Source organism: Arenimonas sp. GDDSR-1, assembly GCF_025980345.1.
Taxonomy (GTDB): domain Bacteria; phylum Pseudomonadota; class Gammaproteobacteria; order Xanthomonadales; family Xanthomonadaceae; genus Arenimonas.
This window is the reverse complement of sequence record NZ_JAPDUI010000011.1, coordinates 1-14,021: the sequence shown is the minus strand read 5'-3', so window position 1 is coordinate 14,021 and position 14,021 is coordinate 1. Positions and strand designations below refer to the sequence as shown.

General features: G+C 63.9%; 15 protein-coding genes. 6 read left to right on the top strand and 9 right to left on the bottom strand.

Going from position 1 to position 14,021, the window contains the following annotated elements; genetic code table 11:
* Window positions 1–4: 4 nt before the first annotated feature.
* Complete coding sequence (locus tag Q0W88_RS03340; protein ID WP_297800002.1) at window positions 5–808, top strand: D-hexose-6-phosphate mutarotase; 804 nt, start codon at window positions 5–7, stop codon at window positions 806–808.
* On the opposite strand, the gene Q0W88_RS03335 is transcribed toward Q0W88_RS03340, so the two are convergent.
* Genes Q0W88_RS03335 through Q0W88_RS03315 form a run of 5 tightly spaced genes read right to left on the bottom strand, consistent with a single transcriptional unit; the run spans window position 805 to window position 4,986 of the window.
* A complete protein-coding gene (locus Q0W88_RS03335; protein WP_297800000.1) occupies window positions 805–1,551 on the bottom strand; it encodes a pyridoxine 5'-phosphate synthase in 747 nt (248 codons plus the stop codon). The two genes, Q0W88_RS03340 and Q0W88_RS03335, sit on opposite strands and share 4 nt — an antisense overlap.
* On the bottom strand, window positions 1,548–1,811 hold the full coding sequence (locus tag Q0W88_RS03330; protein ID WP_297799998.1) for a hypothetical protein: 264 nt from the start codon (window positions 1,809–1,811) through the stop codon (window positions 1,548–1,550). Before Q0W88_RS03330 ends, Q0W88_RS03335 begins: the two co-directional genes overlap by 4 nt.
* A gap of 24 nt (window positions 1,812–1,835) precedes the next feature.
* The gene (gene cls, locus Q0W88_RS03325; RefSeq protein ID WP_297799996.1) at window positions 1,836–3,272 is read right to left on the bottom strand and encodes a cardiolipin synthase; all 1,437 of its coding nucleotides are present in this window, start codon (window positions 3,270–3,272) and stop codon (window positions 1,836–1,838) included.
* Window positions 3,269–3,973: a 2OG-Fe(II) oxygenase gene (locus Q0W88_RS03320; RefSeq protein ID WP_297799994.1), complete on the bottom strand. Its 705-nt coding sequence runs from the start codon at window positions 3,971–3,973 to the stop codon at window positions 3,269–3,271. Before Q0W88_RS03320 ends, cls begins: the two co-directional genes overlap by 4 nt.
* Window positions 3,970–4,986: a class 1 fructose-bisphosphatase gene (locus tag Q0W88_RS03315; RefSeq protein WP_297799992.1), complete on the bottom strand. Its 1,017-nt coding sequence runs from the start codon at window positions 4,984–4,986 to the stop codon at window positions 3,970–3,972. Before Q0W88_RS03315 ends, Q0W88_RS03320 begins: the two co-directional genes overlap by 4 nt.
* Window positions 4,987–5,048: 62 nt before the next feature.
* On the opposite strand from Q0W88_RS03315, the gene Q0W88_RS03310 reads away from it, so the two are divergent.
* Window positions 5,049–6,278: a DUF4010 domain-containing protein gene (locus Q0W88_RS03310; RefSeq protein ID WP_297799990.1), complete on the top strand. Its 1,230-nt coding sequence runs from the start codon at window positions 5,049–5,051 to the stop codon at window positions 6,276–6,278.
* 3 nt (window positions 6,279–6,281) lie between these two features.
* Here the strand turns inward: Q0W88_RS03310 and phhA are convergent, their stop codons facing one another.
* From phhA to Q0W88_RS03295, 3 genes are all read right to left on the bottom strand, one after another.
* Complete coding sequence (gene phhA / locus Q0W88_RS03305; protein WP_297799988.1) at window positions 6,282–7,169, bottom strand: phenylalanine 4-monooxygenase; 888 nt, start codon at window positions 7,167–7,169, stop codon at window positions 6,282–6,284.
* Window positions 7,170–7,231: 62 nt separating this feature from the next.
* Window positions 7,232–7,990 carry a rhomboid family intramembrane serine protease gene (locus Q0W88_RS03300; RefSeq protein ID WP_297799986.1) on the bottom strand — a complete coding sequence of 253 codons (759 nt, stop codon included), beginning with the start codon at window positions 7,988–7,990 and terminating at the stop codon, window positions 7,232–7,234.
* A 61-nt stretch (window positions 7,991–8,051) separates the two neighbouring features.
* Window positions 8,052–9,038 carry a TerC family protein gene (locus tag Q0W88_RS03295; RefSeq protein WP_297799984.1) on the bottom strand — a complete coding sequence of 329 codons (987 nt, stop codon included), beginning with the start codon at window positions 9,036–9,038 and terminating at the stop codon, window positions 8,052–8,054.
* Window positions 9,039–9,243: 205 nt separating this feature from the next.
* Here Q0W88_RS03295 and Q0W88_RS03290 point away from each other — a divergent pair, with 205 nt between their 5' ends.
* From Q0W88_RS03290 to folE, 4 genes are read left to right on the top strand one after another with little or no spacing between them, the layout of a single operon-like run.
* On the top strand, window positions 9,244–10,416 hold the full coding sequence (locus tag Q0W88_RS03290) for a class I SAM-dependent rRNA methyltransferase (RefSeq protein WP_297799980.1): 1,173 nt from the start codon (window positions 9,244–9,246) through the stop codon (window positions 10,414–10,416).
* 20 nt (window positions 10,417–10,436) lie between these two features.
* Window positions 10,437–11,492, top strand: a complete 1,056-nt coding sequence (locus Q0W88_RS03285) for a L,D-transpeptidase (RefSeq protein ID WP_297799978.1) — start codon at window positions 10,437–10,439, stop codon at window positions 11,490–11,492.
* 8 nt (window positions 11,493–11,500) lie between these two features.
* Window positions 11,501–12,757, top strand: coding sequence for a TCR/Tet family MFS transporter (locus Q0W88_RS03280; protein ID WP_297799976.1), 1,257 nt, complete (start codon window positions 11,501–11,503; stop codon window positions 12,755–12,757).
* Window positions 12,758–12,770: 13 nt separating this feature from the next.
* Complete coding sequence (gene folE / locus Q0W88_RS03275) at window positions 12,771–13,385, top strand: GTP cyclohydrolase I FolE (RefSeq protein ID WP_297799974.1); 615 nt, start codon at window positions 12,771–12,773, stop codon at window positions 13,383–13,385.
* A 71-nt stretch (window positions 13,386–13,456) separates the two neighbouring features.
* Here folE and Q0W88_RS03270 read toward each other — a convergent pair.
* The coding region (locus Q0W88_RS03270; protein ID WP_343212527.1) for a DUF6537 domain-containing protein at window positions 13,457–14,021 on the bottom strand (565 nt) is incomplete at its 5' end.

Here is a 14,021-nt window from a genome sequence, read left to right as displayed (position 1 = left end):
GATCATGAATATACCCGTCCACACCCTGAAAAACGCCTTCGGGCAGATAAGCGTCGCCGAATACGGTGGGCAACTGCTGCACTGGCAATGTGCCGACGGTACAGAGCGTCTTTATACGCCCGAGCATCTACATATTGTTCCGGAGCGCGCCTTGCGCGGCGGAGTGCCGGTGTGTTTTCCGCAGTTTTCCGGGCGGGGCCCGCTGCCCAAGCACGGCCTGGTACGCACCCGGCCCTGGCAGCTGCGCGCGAAGACGGCCTCGGCCCTGATTCTGGCCATTGAAGACGATGCCGAAACGCGTGCGCTGTGGCCGTATGCGTTCGAACTGGTGCAGACCGTAGTGCTCGACGGCAGCGGACTGAGCATCAGTCTGGATTTCCACAACCGTTCGGAGCAGCCACTGGTATTCACCGCCGCCCTGCACAGCTATCTGCGCGTTCCCGATGTGACCGCCTGTACCTTGCACGGCCTGAACGCTTGCGTGTACGAGGACGCCGCCGATGACGGGCGCTACAAGAACCAGCAGGGCAATCTGTTCATCACCGGTGAAGTCGACCGCGTGTTCGCCGAAGCGCCGCCGCGCCTGCGTCTGAATTACGGCAACGGCGAATCGCTGGAAATTTCCCAGGGTGGTTTTGCCGATACGGTCGTCTGGTGCCCCGGCCCGGCGCTGGCCGCGTCTTTCAGCGACATGCCGGCCGCCGACTGGCAGCGTATGCTGTGCGTGGAAGCGGCTGCCGCCGCGCAGCCGGTCACCGTGCTGGCCGACGGCCACTGGCAGGGTTGGCAGAAACTGCGGGTACTTTAGGCGCGGCAGATCGCCAGATAATGGCGGACGGTGGCTTCCAGTCCGTCATACAGGGCTTCGCCGATCAGTGCGTGGCCGATGGACACTTCCAGCACCGCCGGAACCGTACGCAGAAACGCGCCCAGATTGGCCTGGCTCAGATCGTGCCCGGCATTGACGCCGATGCCCAGCGCCTGTGCTTCCGCCGCGGTCCGCGCACAGACCGCGGCGGCTGCCGCATCGCCATGCGCGAAGGCTTCGGCGTAGGGGCCGGTATACAGTTCGATGCGGTCGATGCCGAGCGCTTTGGCCAGAGCCAGATCGGGCGTGCCGGCATCCATGAAAATCGACACCCGCACGCCCCATGCGCGCAGCTGCTGAACATAGGGCTGCAGGCGTGCACCATCCGCGCGCAGATCAAACCCGTGATCGGAGGTGATCTGCCCGTCGCCGTCCGGCACCAGCGTGGCTTGCGTCGGGCGCGTGCGTTCGATCAGTGCCATCAGTCCGGGATAGTCACCGCGTGCCGGTGCGAATGGATTGCCCTCGATGTTGTATTCCACGCCGCGTTCCCGGCACAACCGCGCCAGGACATCGACATCCTCCGGCGTGATGTGACGCTGATCCGGACGCGGATGCACGGTGATGCCGTGCGCGCCCGCTGCGATGGCGGTTTCTGCGGCTTTCAGCACCGAGGGTTCCGCGCCGCCGCGTGAATTGCGCAGCACCGCGATTTTATTGACATTGACGCTGAGCGCGGTCACGCCTCGCCGCCGTCGTTGCCGGCTTTACGGGCCTTGGCCTGCTCGGCCAGTTCACGCATGCGCCGCAGTTCGTCGGGGCTGATGATGTGGCGCTCGGGCCGGCGCTGGCTTTCCACGCGGCTGCTGAGCAGATTCCAGGAACCCAGAAACAGAAACAGCAGCGCCATCACCACCAGAAAGCCGACGCCGCGGGTGCTGAGATCGGCGAACATGGCCATGGCCACCGCACCGACGCTGAGCAGGTAATAGAGGATGTACATACGCGTTCTCCGTGATGCCTGCGATTATAGCAACGGCGAGAACAGACGGGCGCCGGCCTGCGCCAGGCGCTCGCTCAGGGGCAGACGCCGCTTCGGATCGAATCGGCGCGATTCGCCCAGATAGCCGTAAAGGATGCGCGCCAGCCGATCGCCGAGGCCGGGGTTTTCGAACAGCACCGACAGCTCGAAATTGAGCCGGAAACTGCGCCGGTCGAAATTGGCGCTGCCCAGAATCACGGTGCCGTCATCGACCAGCAGGGCTTTGGTGTGCAGCATGCGCGGAAATTCATAGATGCGCACGCCGGCTTCGGCCAGCACGTCGAAATACGAGCGTGCGGCCAGCGTCACCATCCGGCTGTCGCTGCGGCGCGGAACCACCAGTGCGGTATCGACGCCGCTGAGCGCGGCCGAGGTCAGCGCCATCATCGCCGCTTCGCTCGGCACGAAATACGGGGTGACCAGCAGCACGCGCTTGCGCGCGCCGGCGATGGCTTCGACATGGGCACGGTGGATCGGCTCCCAGGGCGTGTCCGGGCCGGCCGCCAGGACCTGTGCGGTGATTTCACCGGCGTCGGCGGGCGGCGGCGGAAAATAGCGGGCATCGGCCTTGAAACGGCCGCCGGCATACAGCCAGTCGGCGACGAAGGCCAGCTGCAGCCAACGCGCGATTTCGCCCTCGGCGCGGAAGTGCAGGTCGACGTAGGCGTCCGCGCGCAGGCGTTCGTTTTCCTCATCGGTGATGTTGATGCCGCCGGTGAAACCGAGGATGCCATCGATCACCACGATCTTGCGGTGCGAACGGATGTTGATCTGCGGCCGCCACAGTTTGCGCAGAAAAAACGGGTGGAAAAACGCGATTTCGATGCCGGCCGCGCGCAGCGGCGCCAGGAATTTCTCGCTGATGTTCTTCGAGCCCAGCCGGTCGAGCAGCAGGCGCACTTCGATGCCGCGTGCCGCCTGACGGATCAGCGCGTCGCGGATGCGGGTACCGGTCAGGTCCGGCTCGAAAATGTAGTACTCGAGGTGGATATGGTGCGCGGCGCCATCGAATGCCCGTTCCAGCGCATCGTAGGTGGCGGCGCCGTTTTCCAGCAGATCCACCTGCCGTGCGCTGCTGGGCGCGAACCCGGAAGCGGCCGCATTCAGCCGCATCAGCGCATCGGCGTTGGCCGCTAGATTGGCGTCGGTCAGCGGCATCAGGCCGGCACGCGCCTTGCTGCGCTTCAGATTCTGCCGTTTGATCCGGGTCGGGCCGAGAAAGTGGTAGATCAGAAAGCCGATGTAGGGCAGCAGGATCAGGGACAGCAGCCAGCTCAGGGTCGCGATCGGTTCGCGCTTCTGCAGCAGGATCCAAGCGCTGAGCAGCACGACGTACAGCAGCCAGAGCAGACCGAGCACCAGCGAGATGTTCGGCCAGGCGGCCTGCAGATGCATCCAGGCATTCAGCGCGGCGCTGATCACGCCCGGCTTCCGTAAATGGTTTCGGAACGCTGGAACAGGACCCAGCTGGTGGCGATGTATTTGGCGGCGCCCTGCGGCCGGTTGCCGCGGTGGGTGTGGGTAAAGCCGGCCGGTGCAATCAGGAAGGCACCGGTTTCCGGCTTGATTTTCCGCTGCTGGTGGAAGAACTCGGTTTCACCGGCACCGAAACCGTCGTTCAGATAGGTGGTCCACAGCAGCACGCGGTGCAGGCTCTCGGCACTGGCGTCCTTGGGGTAGTGTTCGCAGTGCCAGTACGGATAGCCGCCCTCATCGGCTTCGTAGCGCTGCAGGTTGACCGGGCCGGGCCGGAACACCGCCCGCAGCAGGTCGCCCAGGGCCTTGTCGTCGAGAGCGCGGATGTCATCGTGCTGGTAGCGCACGCGCTTGCCGTCCGCGTTCTGCCGCTGCAGCAGCAGGGGCGCAATCAGGACGTAAGGATAGGTGCGAACATAAGCGAGCAGGGCGCGGAACATGGCGGTATTGAGTTCACGCTCGACGCCCTGCCAGGCCGGATGCTGGTTGAGCTGGATGTCTTGGCTGTGTTTCAGCTCCGGCATCACCCCGCCGCCGACACGTCCCGGAACCGCCAGCCGGCTGTCGTCGAACTGCCGGATGATTTCAGCGCAGCTCCCGGCGCTCAGCAGGCCCGGGTAGACGCCGATGAAGTCGGTTTCGGTCATGCTCGGCCGCGGTCGTAATCGTGGTGATAGCGCTCGGCTTCGGCCACTTCCCTGCGCGAACCCAGAAACACCGGCACGCGCTGGTGCAGGGCTTCGGGCTGCACGTCGAGCATGCGTCCGCGCCCGGTGCTGCAGGCGCCGCCGGCCTGCTCGAGGATGAAAGCCATCGGATTGGCTTCATACATCAGGCGCAGGCGTCCGGGCTTGGTCAAATCCTTGGTGTCGGCCGGGTACATGAAGATGCCGCCTCGGGTCAGGATGCGGTGCACTTCCGACACCATGCTGGCGATCCAGCGCATGTTGAAGTCCTTGCCGCGCGGTCCGGTCTTTCCGGCCAGCAGGTCGCGGATGTAATCCTGCACCGGCGGATGCCAGAAGCGCTGGTTCGACATGTTGATGGCGAATTCGCGGGTCTCTTCCGGCACCTGCACGTCGCTGCGGGTCAGGATGAAGCTGCCCTGTTCGCGGTCGAGGGTGAACATGTGCGTGCCGCGCCCGAAGGTGAGCACCAGAATCGTGCTCGGGCCGTACACGGTGTAGCCGGCGCAGACCTGCGCGCTGCCGGGCTGCAGGAAATGTTCGTCGCGCGGCTCCGTCACGCCGTCCGGGCAGCGCAGGACCGAGAAGATGGTGCCGACCGAGACGTTGACGTCGATGTTGGAACTGCCGTCGAGCGGATCGAACAGCAGCAGGTAGTTGCCGCGCGGATAGCTGCTGGGGATGGCATGCGCGTGTTCCATTTCCTCCGAAGCCAGGCCGGCCAGGTGGCCGCCCCATTCATTGGCCTCCAGCAGGATTTCGTTGCTGAGCACATCGAGTTTCTTCTGGGCTTCGCCCTGCACGTTGCCGGTGCCGGCATCGCCGAGCACGTCGCCGAGCGCGCCTTTGCCGACGGCGGTCGAAATGGTCTTGCAGGCGCGCGCAACCACCTCCAGCAACAGGCGCAGATCCGCGTTAATATGGCCTTGGTGCTGCGCTTCGATCAGATAGCGCGACAGGGCGGTCGGTTTCATGGGCGAGGTCCTGATGCGGTTTGTCGTATTGTAATGCGTGACGGGAAACAGAACGGAGTCCGATGCAGATTTTTTCCAGCTATCCCTTGCTGCCGGCGCTGATGACGGCTCTGGGCATCGGCCTGATGATCGGCATGGTGCGCGAACGCACGCATCTGGAAACCTTCGCCGGCGTGCGCACGCACGCGCTGACCGCGCTGGCGGCGGTTCTGGCGACCAGTCTCGGCACCGGTCCGTTCCTGATCCTGCTCGGCCTGGTGCTGGTGCTGGTGTCGCTGGCTTACTGGCGTTCGGCCGCGCAGGACGCCGGCCTGACCGGCGAGATCGCGCTGATGGTGACCGCCCTGCTGGGCTCGCTGGCGGTCACCCAGACCGCATTGGCCGCCGGACTGGGCGCACTGGCGGCGGTGCTGCTTTACGCCAAAACACCCCTGCACCGTTTTGCCAAGGAAGTGCTGAGCGAGCGCGAAGTGCATGACGGCATCATTCTGCTGGCCAGCGCCCTGATCGTGCTGCCGCTGCTGCCCGACCGTGCCATCGACCACTTCGGCGTGCTCAATCCGGCCAAGCTCTGGCGTCTGGTGGTGCTGGTGATGCTGGTCGGTGCCATCGCGCATGTGGCCTTGCGGTTGGTCGGCAACCGCTGGGGTCTGCCGCTGGCCGGTTTTTTTTCCGGCTATGTGTCGTCCACCGCCGCCACGCTCAGTTCGGCCGGCACCGCCCGTGCCGAACCGGAATTGAAGTCGCCGGCTTTGGCGGCGGCGTTGCTGGCCAATGCCGCTTCACTCAGCCTGTTCATTCCGATTCTGTTGGCCATGGCGCCGGCCTATCTGCAGGCCATCCGTTTCGAGCTGGCGGCGGCCATCGCGGTGCTGGTGATCCTCAGCGTGTTCGGTCTGCGATACAGCCGTGATGCCATCACCGAATCCTCGGTGGCGCAGAAGCGGATGTTCCGCATCCAGCATGCGCTGGCGCTGGTGGCCATCATCGCCGCCATTCTGTTCCTGACCGCCTTCCTCAATGAGGTGCTTGGTCCGAAATGGGCCGTGGCGCTGGCCCTGTTCGCTTCCGCCGCGGAATTGCACGCGGCGCTGGTCGGCGTGGCCGAGCTCAGCAAATCCGGGGCCTTGCCGCATCCCGAGTGGGGTCTGTTCGGCCTGCTGCTGGTCAGCGGCTCCGTCAAAACCGGCATTGCCTGGTATGCCGGCGGCCGCGATTTCGCCTGGCGCTTCGGTGCCGCGATGCTGACCACGCTGGGCGTGGTGGCGGCGGTGACATTGCTGCGCGCCTGATTCTCAGATATCGCCGTCGGCCAGCCAGCCTTCGCCGCTGCCGCGGTGGAACACACGGTCGCTGTCCAGCACGGTTCCTGCCGGTATGGCGTCGCGGCCCTGCAGTTGGCCGTACACCGGCCCGAAATCGGCGAAGGTGGCCTCGAACAGCTGCTCGAAACTGTCGATCACGAAATAGGTTTTCTGGTAAGTATCGATCCGGTAGCGCGTGCGCATCACGCGTTGCAGATCGAAGCCGATGCGGTTCGGCGCCGGGGCATTCAGGCTGTAATCGCATTCGCCTTTCGAGCTGAGAATGCCGGCACCGTAGATGCGCAGGCCGTCGGCGGTGTTGATCAGGCCGAATTCGACCGTGTACCAGTACAGCCGGGTCAGTTGCGCCAGCGCCTCGGGGCCGAAGCCGTGCGCACGCAGGCCGCCCTGGCCGTAGGCGCGCATGTAATCGGCGAACACCGGATTCATCAGCAGCGGCACATGCCCGTACAGATCGTGGAACAGATCGGGCTCCGAGAGATAATCGAGCTGCTCGGGCCGGCGGATCCACCAGGTCACCGGAAAGCGGCGATTGGCCAGATGCTCGAAGAAATCCAGCTCCGGCAACAGGCCTTCCACGCCGATGATCTGCCAGCCGGTGGTGGCCTGCAGAATCGCGTTCAATTCACTGAATTTGGGAATGCCGGCCTCGGTCATGCCCATGGCGGCGGTGGCCTCGAGGAACTCGCGGCAGGCCTGCTGGCCCAGCTGCGCCTGCTGGCGGCGGAACAGGGTGCGCCAGACGTCGTGATCGGTCGCGCTGTAGCGCTCCCAGGGCTGTTCGACCACGGTGGTGGTGTAAACCGGCACCGAACCTTTGTCGGTCTGCTGGTGTTCAACGCGTTGCGGTGTGGTCATGGCGGTTTCCCCCGGTCTTGCCGGCATTTTACTCCGCTTGCCGGCTCAGGAAATGATTCCGATCAAGAATCCGGGCGCCGGAATGGCAGCACGTTGTTGCCGTCGCGCGGGTCCGGCCGCAGCCAGAGTACCGGCACATCCTGCGGCTTGGGCAGACCGAGCTCATCGTTGTCGGCCTCCGGTTCGGGTTCCAGATCCCAGCTGTACAGGCGCTTCGGCGCCTGTTCGTCGCGGCCGGCCAAGGCCAGACCGCAGAGCAGACCGACCACGGCGCCGGACAGATGGTATTCCCAGGACACCCCGGCTTCCTGCGGCAGCACCGACAGCACCATGCCGCCGAAGAAGAACAGGGCCAGCATCAGGCCGGTCAGCGACATCCTGTCGCGCCGGCGCAGACCTTGTCCGATCAGGAAGAACATCAGGCCGACGGTCACGCCGCTGGCCCCGATATGGTGGCCGCCGAGACTGATGAACCAGGTGCCGAGGCCGGAGCCGAGCCAGACCAGCGGCAGGGCCAAACGGCTGGCGCGCGGATAAAGGCTGCCGGCCAAGGTGCCCAGAATCAGGATGGCGAAGGCGTTCGAGGCCAGATGCTCGAAGGAGCCGTGCAGCAGGGGCGCGCTCAGCACGCCGATCAGGCCTTCGACCTTTTGCGGCTGTATGGCCAGAAAGCGGGTGGCGAACAGCCGGTCCTGCAAAAGAAAGACCGCCAGGAGTAGCGCGACCCAGCACAGACTGAACGTCAGGGCGCGGTTGAACTGCTGTTTCACGCGGCCTAAATAGGCGGCGTTGTGGGTCTGGTAAAGGGTATCGGCATCCATTATCAGGAAGTGGGGGCACTGTGCCGAAGCACAAGCCCCCATTCCGGACGGCCGGCCGCGCTTACTCGTCCTTGAGCAGGTATTCTTCGCCGACGCCGGCTTTCTTTTCTTTCGGTTTGAACACCAGGCTGAAGGCCATGGCCGCCGCAATCAGCGCCGCCACCACGCCCAGCGAAACGCCGACCGGAATCTTGTAGAAATCCACGATCAGCATTTTCACGCCGATGAACATCAGCACCAGCGCCAGACCGTAGGCCAGCAGGTGGAATTTCTCGGCCATGCCGGCCAGCAGGAAGTACAGGGCGCGCAGGCCGAGCACCGCGAACACGTTCGAGGTCAGCACGATGAACGGATCGGTGGTGATGGCGAAGATGGCCGGAATCGAATCGACCGCGAAGATCACGTCGGTGAACGCGACCATGATCATCACCACGAACAGCGGCGTGTACTTCTTGATGCCGTCTTCGCGCACGCTGAAGGCTTCGCCGTCGTATTGGCGGGTCAGCGGCAGGTGATTGGTGATCCAGCGCAGCACCGGGTTCTTTTCCAGATCCGGTTCCTGGCCGGCCGCCCACAGCATCTTGGCGCCGGTGGCCAGCAGGAACAGGCCGAAGAAGTACAGGATCCAGTGGAACTGCTGGATCAGCGCGGCCCCGATGAAGATCATGATCGCGCGCAGCACGATGGCCCCGAGCACGCCGTAGATCAGCACACGCTGCTGCGAAGGTGCCGGCACCGCGAAGTAGGTGAAGATCATCAGGAATACGAAGATGTTGTCGACCGCCAGGGCCTTCTCGACCAGATAGCCGGTCATGAACTCCAGGCCGATGCGGTCGGCATCCGGGTGGCCGCTGTCTTTCAGGTACCACCACAGACCGGCGTTGAACAGCACGGCCAAGCCGATCCAGGCCAGGCTCCAGATCAGCGCTTCCTTGGTGGAGACCTTGTGCGGGCCGTTGGACTTGAGCACCAGCAGATCGACGGCCAGCGCGAGAATGACGAACAGGGTGAAAACCGCCCACATGGTGGGGGTGGCGATACTTATCATGTCAGCTCCTAATGCAACGCAATAAACGTAACCCCGACGGTGTCGAGGCGCTGCGAAGGTCTTGCTGACAGACGGGCTGCCTATCGCACCGGGGGTGGTTGCCCCGTGCTGACGATGCGATAGCGGGAGCTACTCCCCTTCGGCGGCCATGATAGCGGGCTTTTCCGGAAAAGTCACCCCGCCCGTTTGGGCTTACAATAGGCCCATGACCAGCACCGAACTGCCCTTTGTGCGCCTGAAAATCGAGCGCAAATCGACCCACCCCTGGATTTTCCAGAAAATGGTGGAAAAACCCGAGCAAAAACCGCGCCCCGGCAGCATCGTCGACATCGTCGATGCCACCAACCACTGGGTCGGCCGCGGCTTCTACAACGGCCATTCGCGCATTGCCCTGCGGGTGCTGACCGAGGATTACGAGGAAGCAGTCGATGCGGCCTTTTTCCAGCGCAAGATCGCCGAGGCCGTCGCCCTGCGCCGTGAGGTGTTGAAGCTGGATGCGGTGTCCGACGCCTGGCGGGTCATCCACTCCGAAGGCGATGGCCTGTCCGGACTGGTGGTCGACCGCTACGGCGATCTGCTGGTGGTCGAGTTCTTCTCGGCCGGCGCGTTCCGTCACCGGGAATGGATTTACGAGGCCCTGCGCACGCAATTTCCGGGCTGCCGTTTCTACAGCTTCGCCGAAGAGCATGTGCAGAAACAGGAAAGCTTCGATTTCCGCGCGCCCGATGCCCCCGAGCCGAGCGTGATCACCGAATACGGCCTGAAATTCCGCGCCAGCCCGGGCTCCGGGCACAAAACCGGGTTCTTCGCCGACCAACGCGACAACCGCGAATATCTGTCGCGGCTGGTGAAAGATAAAACCGTGCTGGACATCTGCTGCAACTCCGGCGGCTTCGCCATTTACGCCAAGGCCCGCGGCGGCGCCAGCGAGGTCACCGGCATCGATCTGGACGAGGAAATCCTCGAGATCGCCGGCAAGAACGCCTATCTGAATGACGCCAAGGTCAAGTTCGTGCAGTCCGATCTGTTCCCCTATCTGCGCGACGCCGCCGCCCGCGGCGATGCCTGGGATGTGGTGATCCTCGATCCGGCGAAATTGACCCGCGACCGCGAGCAGGTGATTTCGGCACTGAAGAAATACAACGACATGAACAAGCTGGCGATGAGCGTGGTCAAGCCCGGCGGCATTTTACTGACCTGCTCATGCACCGGCTTGGTCAGCGAAGAGGATTTCCTCGACATGATCCGCCGCGCCGCGTTCTTCGCCGGCCGCCGCGCCCAGATCCTGAAGGTGTCGGGTGCCGGCGCCGACCACCCGTACATGGCGCATGTGAAGGAAAGCCGTTACCTTAAAGCCGTGTTCTGCCGCATTTTCTGACCTCCGCCCGGAAGCCCGCCATGAAAAAAATCCTGCTCGCCACCGCCCTGACCCTCGCCCTGTCTTCCCTGCATGCGCAGGCCGCCCCGCAGGCCATGCCGGCCAATACCCCGACGGAGGCGCTCAAGCCCGGCCAGTGGGTCTGGTATGCCGAGGCGGTGCCGCAGGGTCCGATGCTGATGCTGGTCAGCATCACCCAGCAGAAAGCCTATCTGTACCGCAACGGCGTGCGCGTGGCGGTCAGCACGGTCAGTACCGGCAAGAAAGGCCACGACACCCCGACCGGCGTGTTCACCATTTTGCAGAAGAACAAAGACCACAAATCCAATCTGTACAAGGATTCCAAAAACAAACCGGCGGCCATGCCCTACATGCAGCGCCTGACCTGGGACGGCATCGCCCTGCACAGCGGCAACCTGCCCGGTTATCCGGCCTCGCACGGCTGCGTGCGCATGCCCGACGGCTTTGCCCAGCGCCTGTTTTCCGAAACCGAACTGGGCATGACCGTCATCGTCAGCAACGACAAGGTCACCAGTCCGCAGAATGTGGTCGATCCGGCCATGTTCGCGCAGTCGGTGAACGAGAAAGGCAAGGTGGTGCCGGTCGAGCCGCTGTCGGCTTACGAGGATTACCGCTGGCAGCCGGAGAAATCCGCATTCGGTCCGGTCACCGTGCTGATCAGCACCCGCAACCAGACCGTGATCGCGCTGCGCAACGGCATCGAAATCGGACGCTCGAAAATCGGCGTGGTCGGCAGCGAGCCGTTCGGCAGCCAGGCCTATGTGGTGATGGACGGCGTCGGCACCGAACCGAGCCGGATCGTGCCGGACGAGATGGAGCTGAAATGGCTGCGGGTGAATGCCTCGGCCAGCGGCGCGGCGCCCACCGCCGGTCTGGATCCGGCCGCCATCCGCCGCATCGCGGTGCCGGTCGATTTCGCCCGCCTGCTGTATTCCACCCTGCAGCCGGGCAGCTCGCTGCTGCTGACCGATGAGCCGATCAACCTCGACGGCGTGCAGAACATGACCGTGCTGACCGACGAGCCGGATACCGAACACAACGCCGAACGCCCCTGAGGAATCCCGTGACCGCCACCCAACCGGCGCGCCGCGCCGCGTTGATCTTCATCTTTTTCACGGTGCTGATCGACATCCTGGCCTTCGGCCTGATCATTCCGGTGCTGCCGCACCTGATCAAGACCATCGGCAACTATGATTTCGGCCAGGCGGCGATGATGTCGGGCTGGTTCAGCGTGGCGTTCTCGTTCATCCAGTTCGTGTTCGCGCCGCTGCTCGGTGCCCTGTCCGACCGTTATGGCCGGCGCCGGGTGATCCTGATTTCCTGTTTCGGTCTGGCGGTGGATTTCACCTTCATGGCCTTGGCCAGCAGCATTCCGATGTTCTTCATCGGCCGGGTGATCTCGGCGATGACTTCGGCCAGCTTCAGCACCGCCAACGCCTATCTGGCCGACGTGACCCCGCCGGAAAAACGCGCCGGTGCGTTCGGCCTGCTCGGTGCCGCGTTCGGCATCGGTTTCGTGATCGGTCCGGCCCTCGGCGGCCTGCTCGGCGGCATCGATCTGCGCCTGCCGTTCTGGGTCGCGTCCGGCCTTGCCGCGCTGAATTTCTGCTACGGCCTGTTCGTGCTGCCGGAATCGCTGCCGCCGGAAAAACGCAGCCCGCGCTTCGACCTCAAGCGCGCCAACCCGATCGGCGCGCTGCTGCTGCTGAAACACTACAAAGGCGTGCTCGGTCTGCTGGCGGTGGTGTTCCTGGGCCAGCTCGCGCACTACGTGTTCCCCAGCGTGTTCGTGCTGTATGCCGATTACCGCTACCAGTGGGGCGAGCAGCAGGTCGGTTACGTGCTCGGCCTGGTCGGCATCTGCAATGTGCTGGTGCAGGCCTTCCTGATCCGCCGGCTGGTGCCGAAGATCGGGGAGCGCCGCGCGCTGATGCTCGGCCTGCTGTTCGGCCTGCTCGGTTTCGCCTGGCAGGGCATGGCCGCCACCGGCCTGCTGTCCCTGTTGGCGATTCCGCTGCTCGCGCTGTGGGGCCTGGCCGGGCCGTCAATCCAGGCGGTGATCACCAAGCAGGTGCACGCCGACGAGCAGGGCCGCCTGCAGGGCGCCATCGCGTCGATGAACAGCCTGGCCGGCATCATCGCGCCGTTCCTGTTCACCCATGTGTTCGCGCTGTTCATCAGCGACCATGCCCCGGTGGTGCTGCCGGGCGCGCCGTATCTGCTGGCCAGTCTGTTCCTGCTGACAGCCCTGCTGCTGGCGTATCATTTGACCAAATGGATGCGGCCTTCACGGACCGCGGGCGATACTGCCCCCATCTAAGCGAGGAGCCGCCATGGCCGCCAAGAAAACCACTGCCGTAAAACCCGCCGCCAAGCCGTCGGCCGTCAGCCAGGCCCAGGCCGAAGACGCCATCAAGCTGCTGCTGCGCTGGGCCGGCGATAACCCCGAGCGCGAAGGCCTGCTCGATACGCCCAAGCGCGTGGCCAAGGCCTACAAGGAATGGTTCGGCGGCTACACCATGAAGCCGGAAGATTACCTGAAGCGCACCTTCGAGGAAGTGGAAGGCTACGATGAGATGGTGATCCTGCGCGACATCGAGTTCGAATCGCACTGCGAGCACCACATGGCGCCGATCATCGGCGTGGCGCACGTGGGCTACATCCCGGATGGCCGCGTGGTCGGCATCAGCAAGCTGGCGCGGGTGGTGGAAGCCTACGCCAAGCGCCTGCAGGTGCAGGAAAAGATGACCGCACAGATCGCACGCTGCATCCAGGACGTGCTGCAGCCCAAGGGTGTGGGCGTGGTGATCGTGGCCAAGCACGAATGCATGACCACCCGCGGCGTGCACAAGACCGGCGTCAGCATGGTCACCAGCAAGCTGCTGGGCAGCTTCCGCGACGATGCGCGTACCCGTGCCGAGTTTTTGCAGTGTGTGGGCATGAAATAATCCTGCAGTGCCATCGCTAAAATAAAACGCCTCCAATCGGAGGCGTTTTTATTTCTAACATTCAACTTTGCTTAGACAAACTTCGCCATCAACTCCGCCCACTGCGCTTTCACCTTGGCCACATGCTTTTCCTTTACGTGTCCGAAGCCGCGGATGTGTTCCGGAAGACGTGCGAACTGCACCGCCTGCACGTGGTTGCTGACCGACAGTTTCGACACGATGGTTTTGATGTCGCGCTGGTAGTCTTCAATCAGGGCGCGTTCCATTTTGCGTTCTTCGGTTTTGCCGAACACATCAAACGCGGTGCCGCGCAGGAACTTAAGATGGCGCAGGGTTTTGATCGCCGGCAGCGCCCAGGCGCCGTATTCCTGCTTGACCAGATGGCCGTCTGAATCTTTTTTCGCAAACAGCGGCGGTGCCAGATTCAGATGCAGTTTGATGTTGCCCTCGAAGGTGTCTTCGATCTGCTTCAGGAACGCCGGGCTGCTGTACAGACGTGCCACTTCGTATTCGTCCTTGTAGGCCATCAGCTTGAACAGGTACTTGGCCACCGCTTCCGACAGGCCGGTGTATTCCGGCGTGTGCTTGGCTTCTTCGCTGCGCACGAATGCTACGAAGTCGCCGTATTGTTTCGCG

Bases quoted from the DNA above. Each gene is read 5' to 3' on its own strand.
- Q0W88_RS03310 (WP_297799990.1), top strand. From the start codon at position 5,049: ATGCAGATTTTTTCCAGCTATCCCTTGCTGCCGGCGCTGATGACGGCT.
- Q0W88_RS03290 (WP_297799980.1), top strand. From the start codon at position 9,244: ATGACCAGCACCGAACTGCCCTTTGTGCGCCTGAAAATCGAGCGCAAA.
- folE (WP_297799974.1), top strand. From the start codon at position 12,771: ATGGCCGCCAAGAAAACCACTGCCGTAAAACCCGCCGCCAAGCCGTCG.
- Q0W88_RS03285 (WP_297799978.1), top strand. From the start codon at position 10,437: ATGAAAAAAATCCTGCTCGCCACCGCCCTGACCCTCGCCCTGTCTTCC.
- Q0W88_RS03330 (WP_297799998.1), bottom strand. From the start codon at position 1,811: ATGTACATCCTCTATTACCTGCTCAGCGTCGGTGCGGTGGCCATGGCC.
- Q0W88_RS03315 (WP_297799992.1), bottom strand. From the start codon at position 4,986: ATGAAACCGACCGCCCTGTCGCGCTATCTGATCGAAGCGCAGCACCAA.
- Q0W88_RS03340 (WP_297800002.1), top strand. From the start codon at position 5: ATGAATATACCCGTCCACACCCTGAAAAACGCCTTCGGGCAGATAAGC.
- Q0W88_RS03320 (WP_297799994.1), bottom strand. From the start codon at position 3,973: ATGACCGAAACCGACTTCATCGGCGTCTACCCGGGCCTGCTGAGCGCC.
- Q0W88_RS03300 (WP_297799986.1), bottom strand. From the start codon at position 7,990: ATGGATGCCGATACCCTTTACCAGACCCACAACGCCGCCTATTTAGGC.
- Q0W88_RS03295 (WP_297799984.1), bottom strand. From the start codon at position 9,038: ATGATAAGTATCGCCACCCCCACCATGTGGGCGGTTTTCACCCTGTTC.
- phhA (WP_297799988.1), bottom strand. From the start codon at position 7,169: ATGACCACACCGCAACGCGTTGAACACCAGCAGACCGACAAAGGTTCG.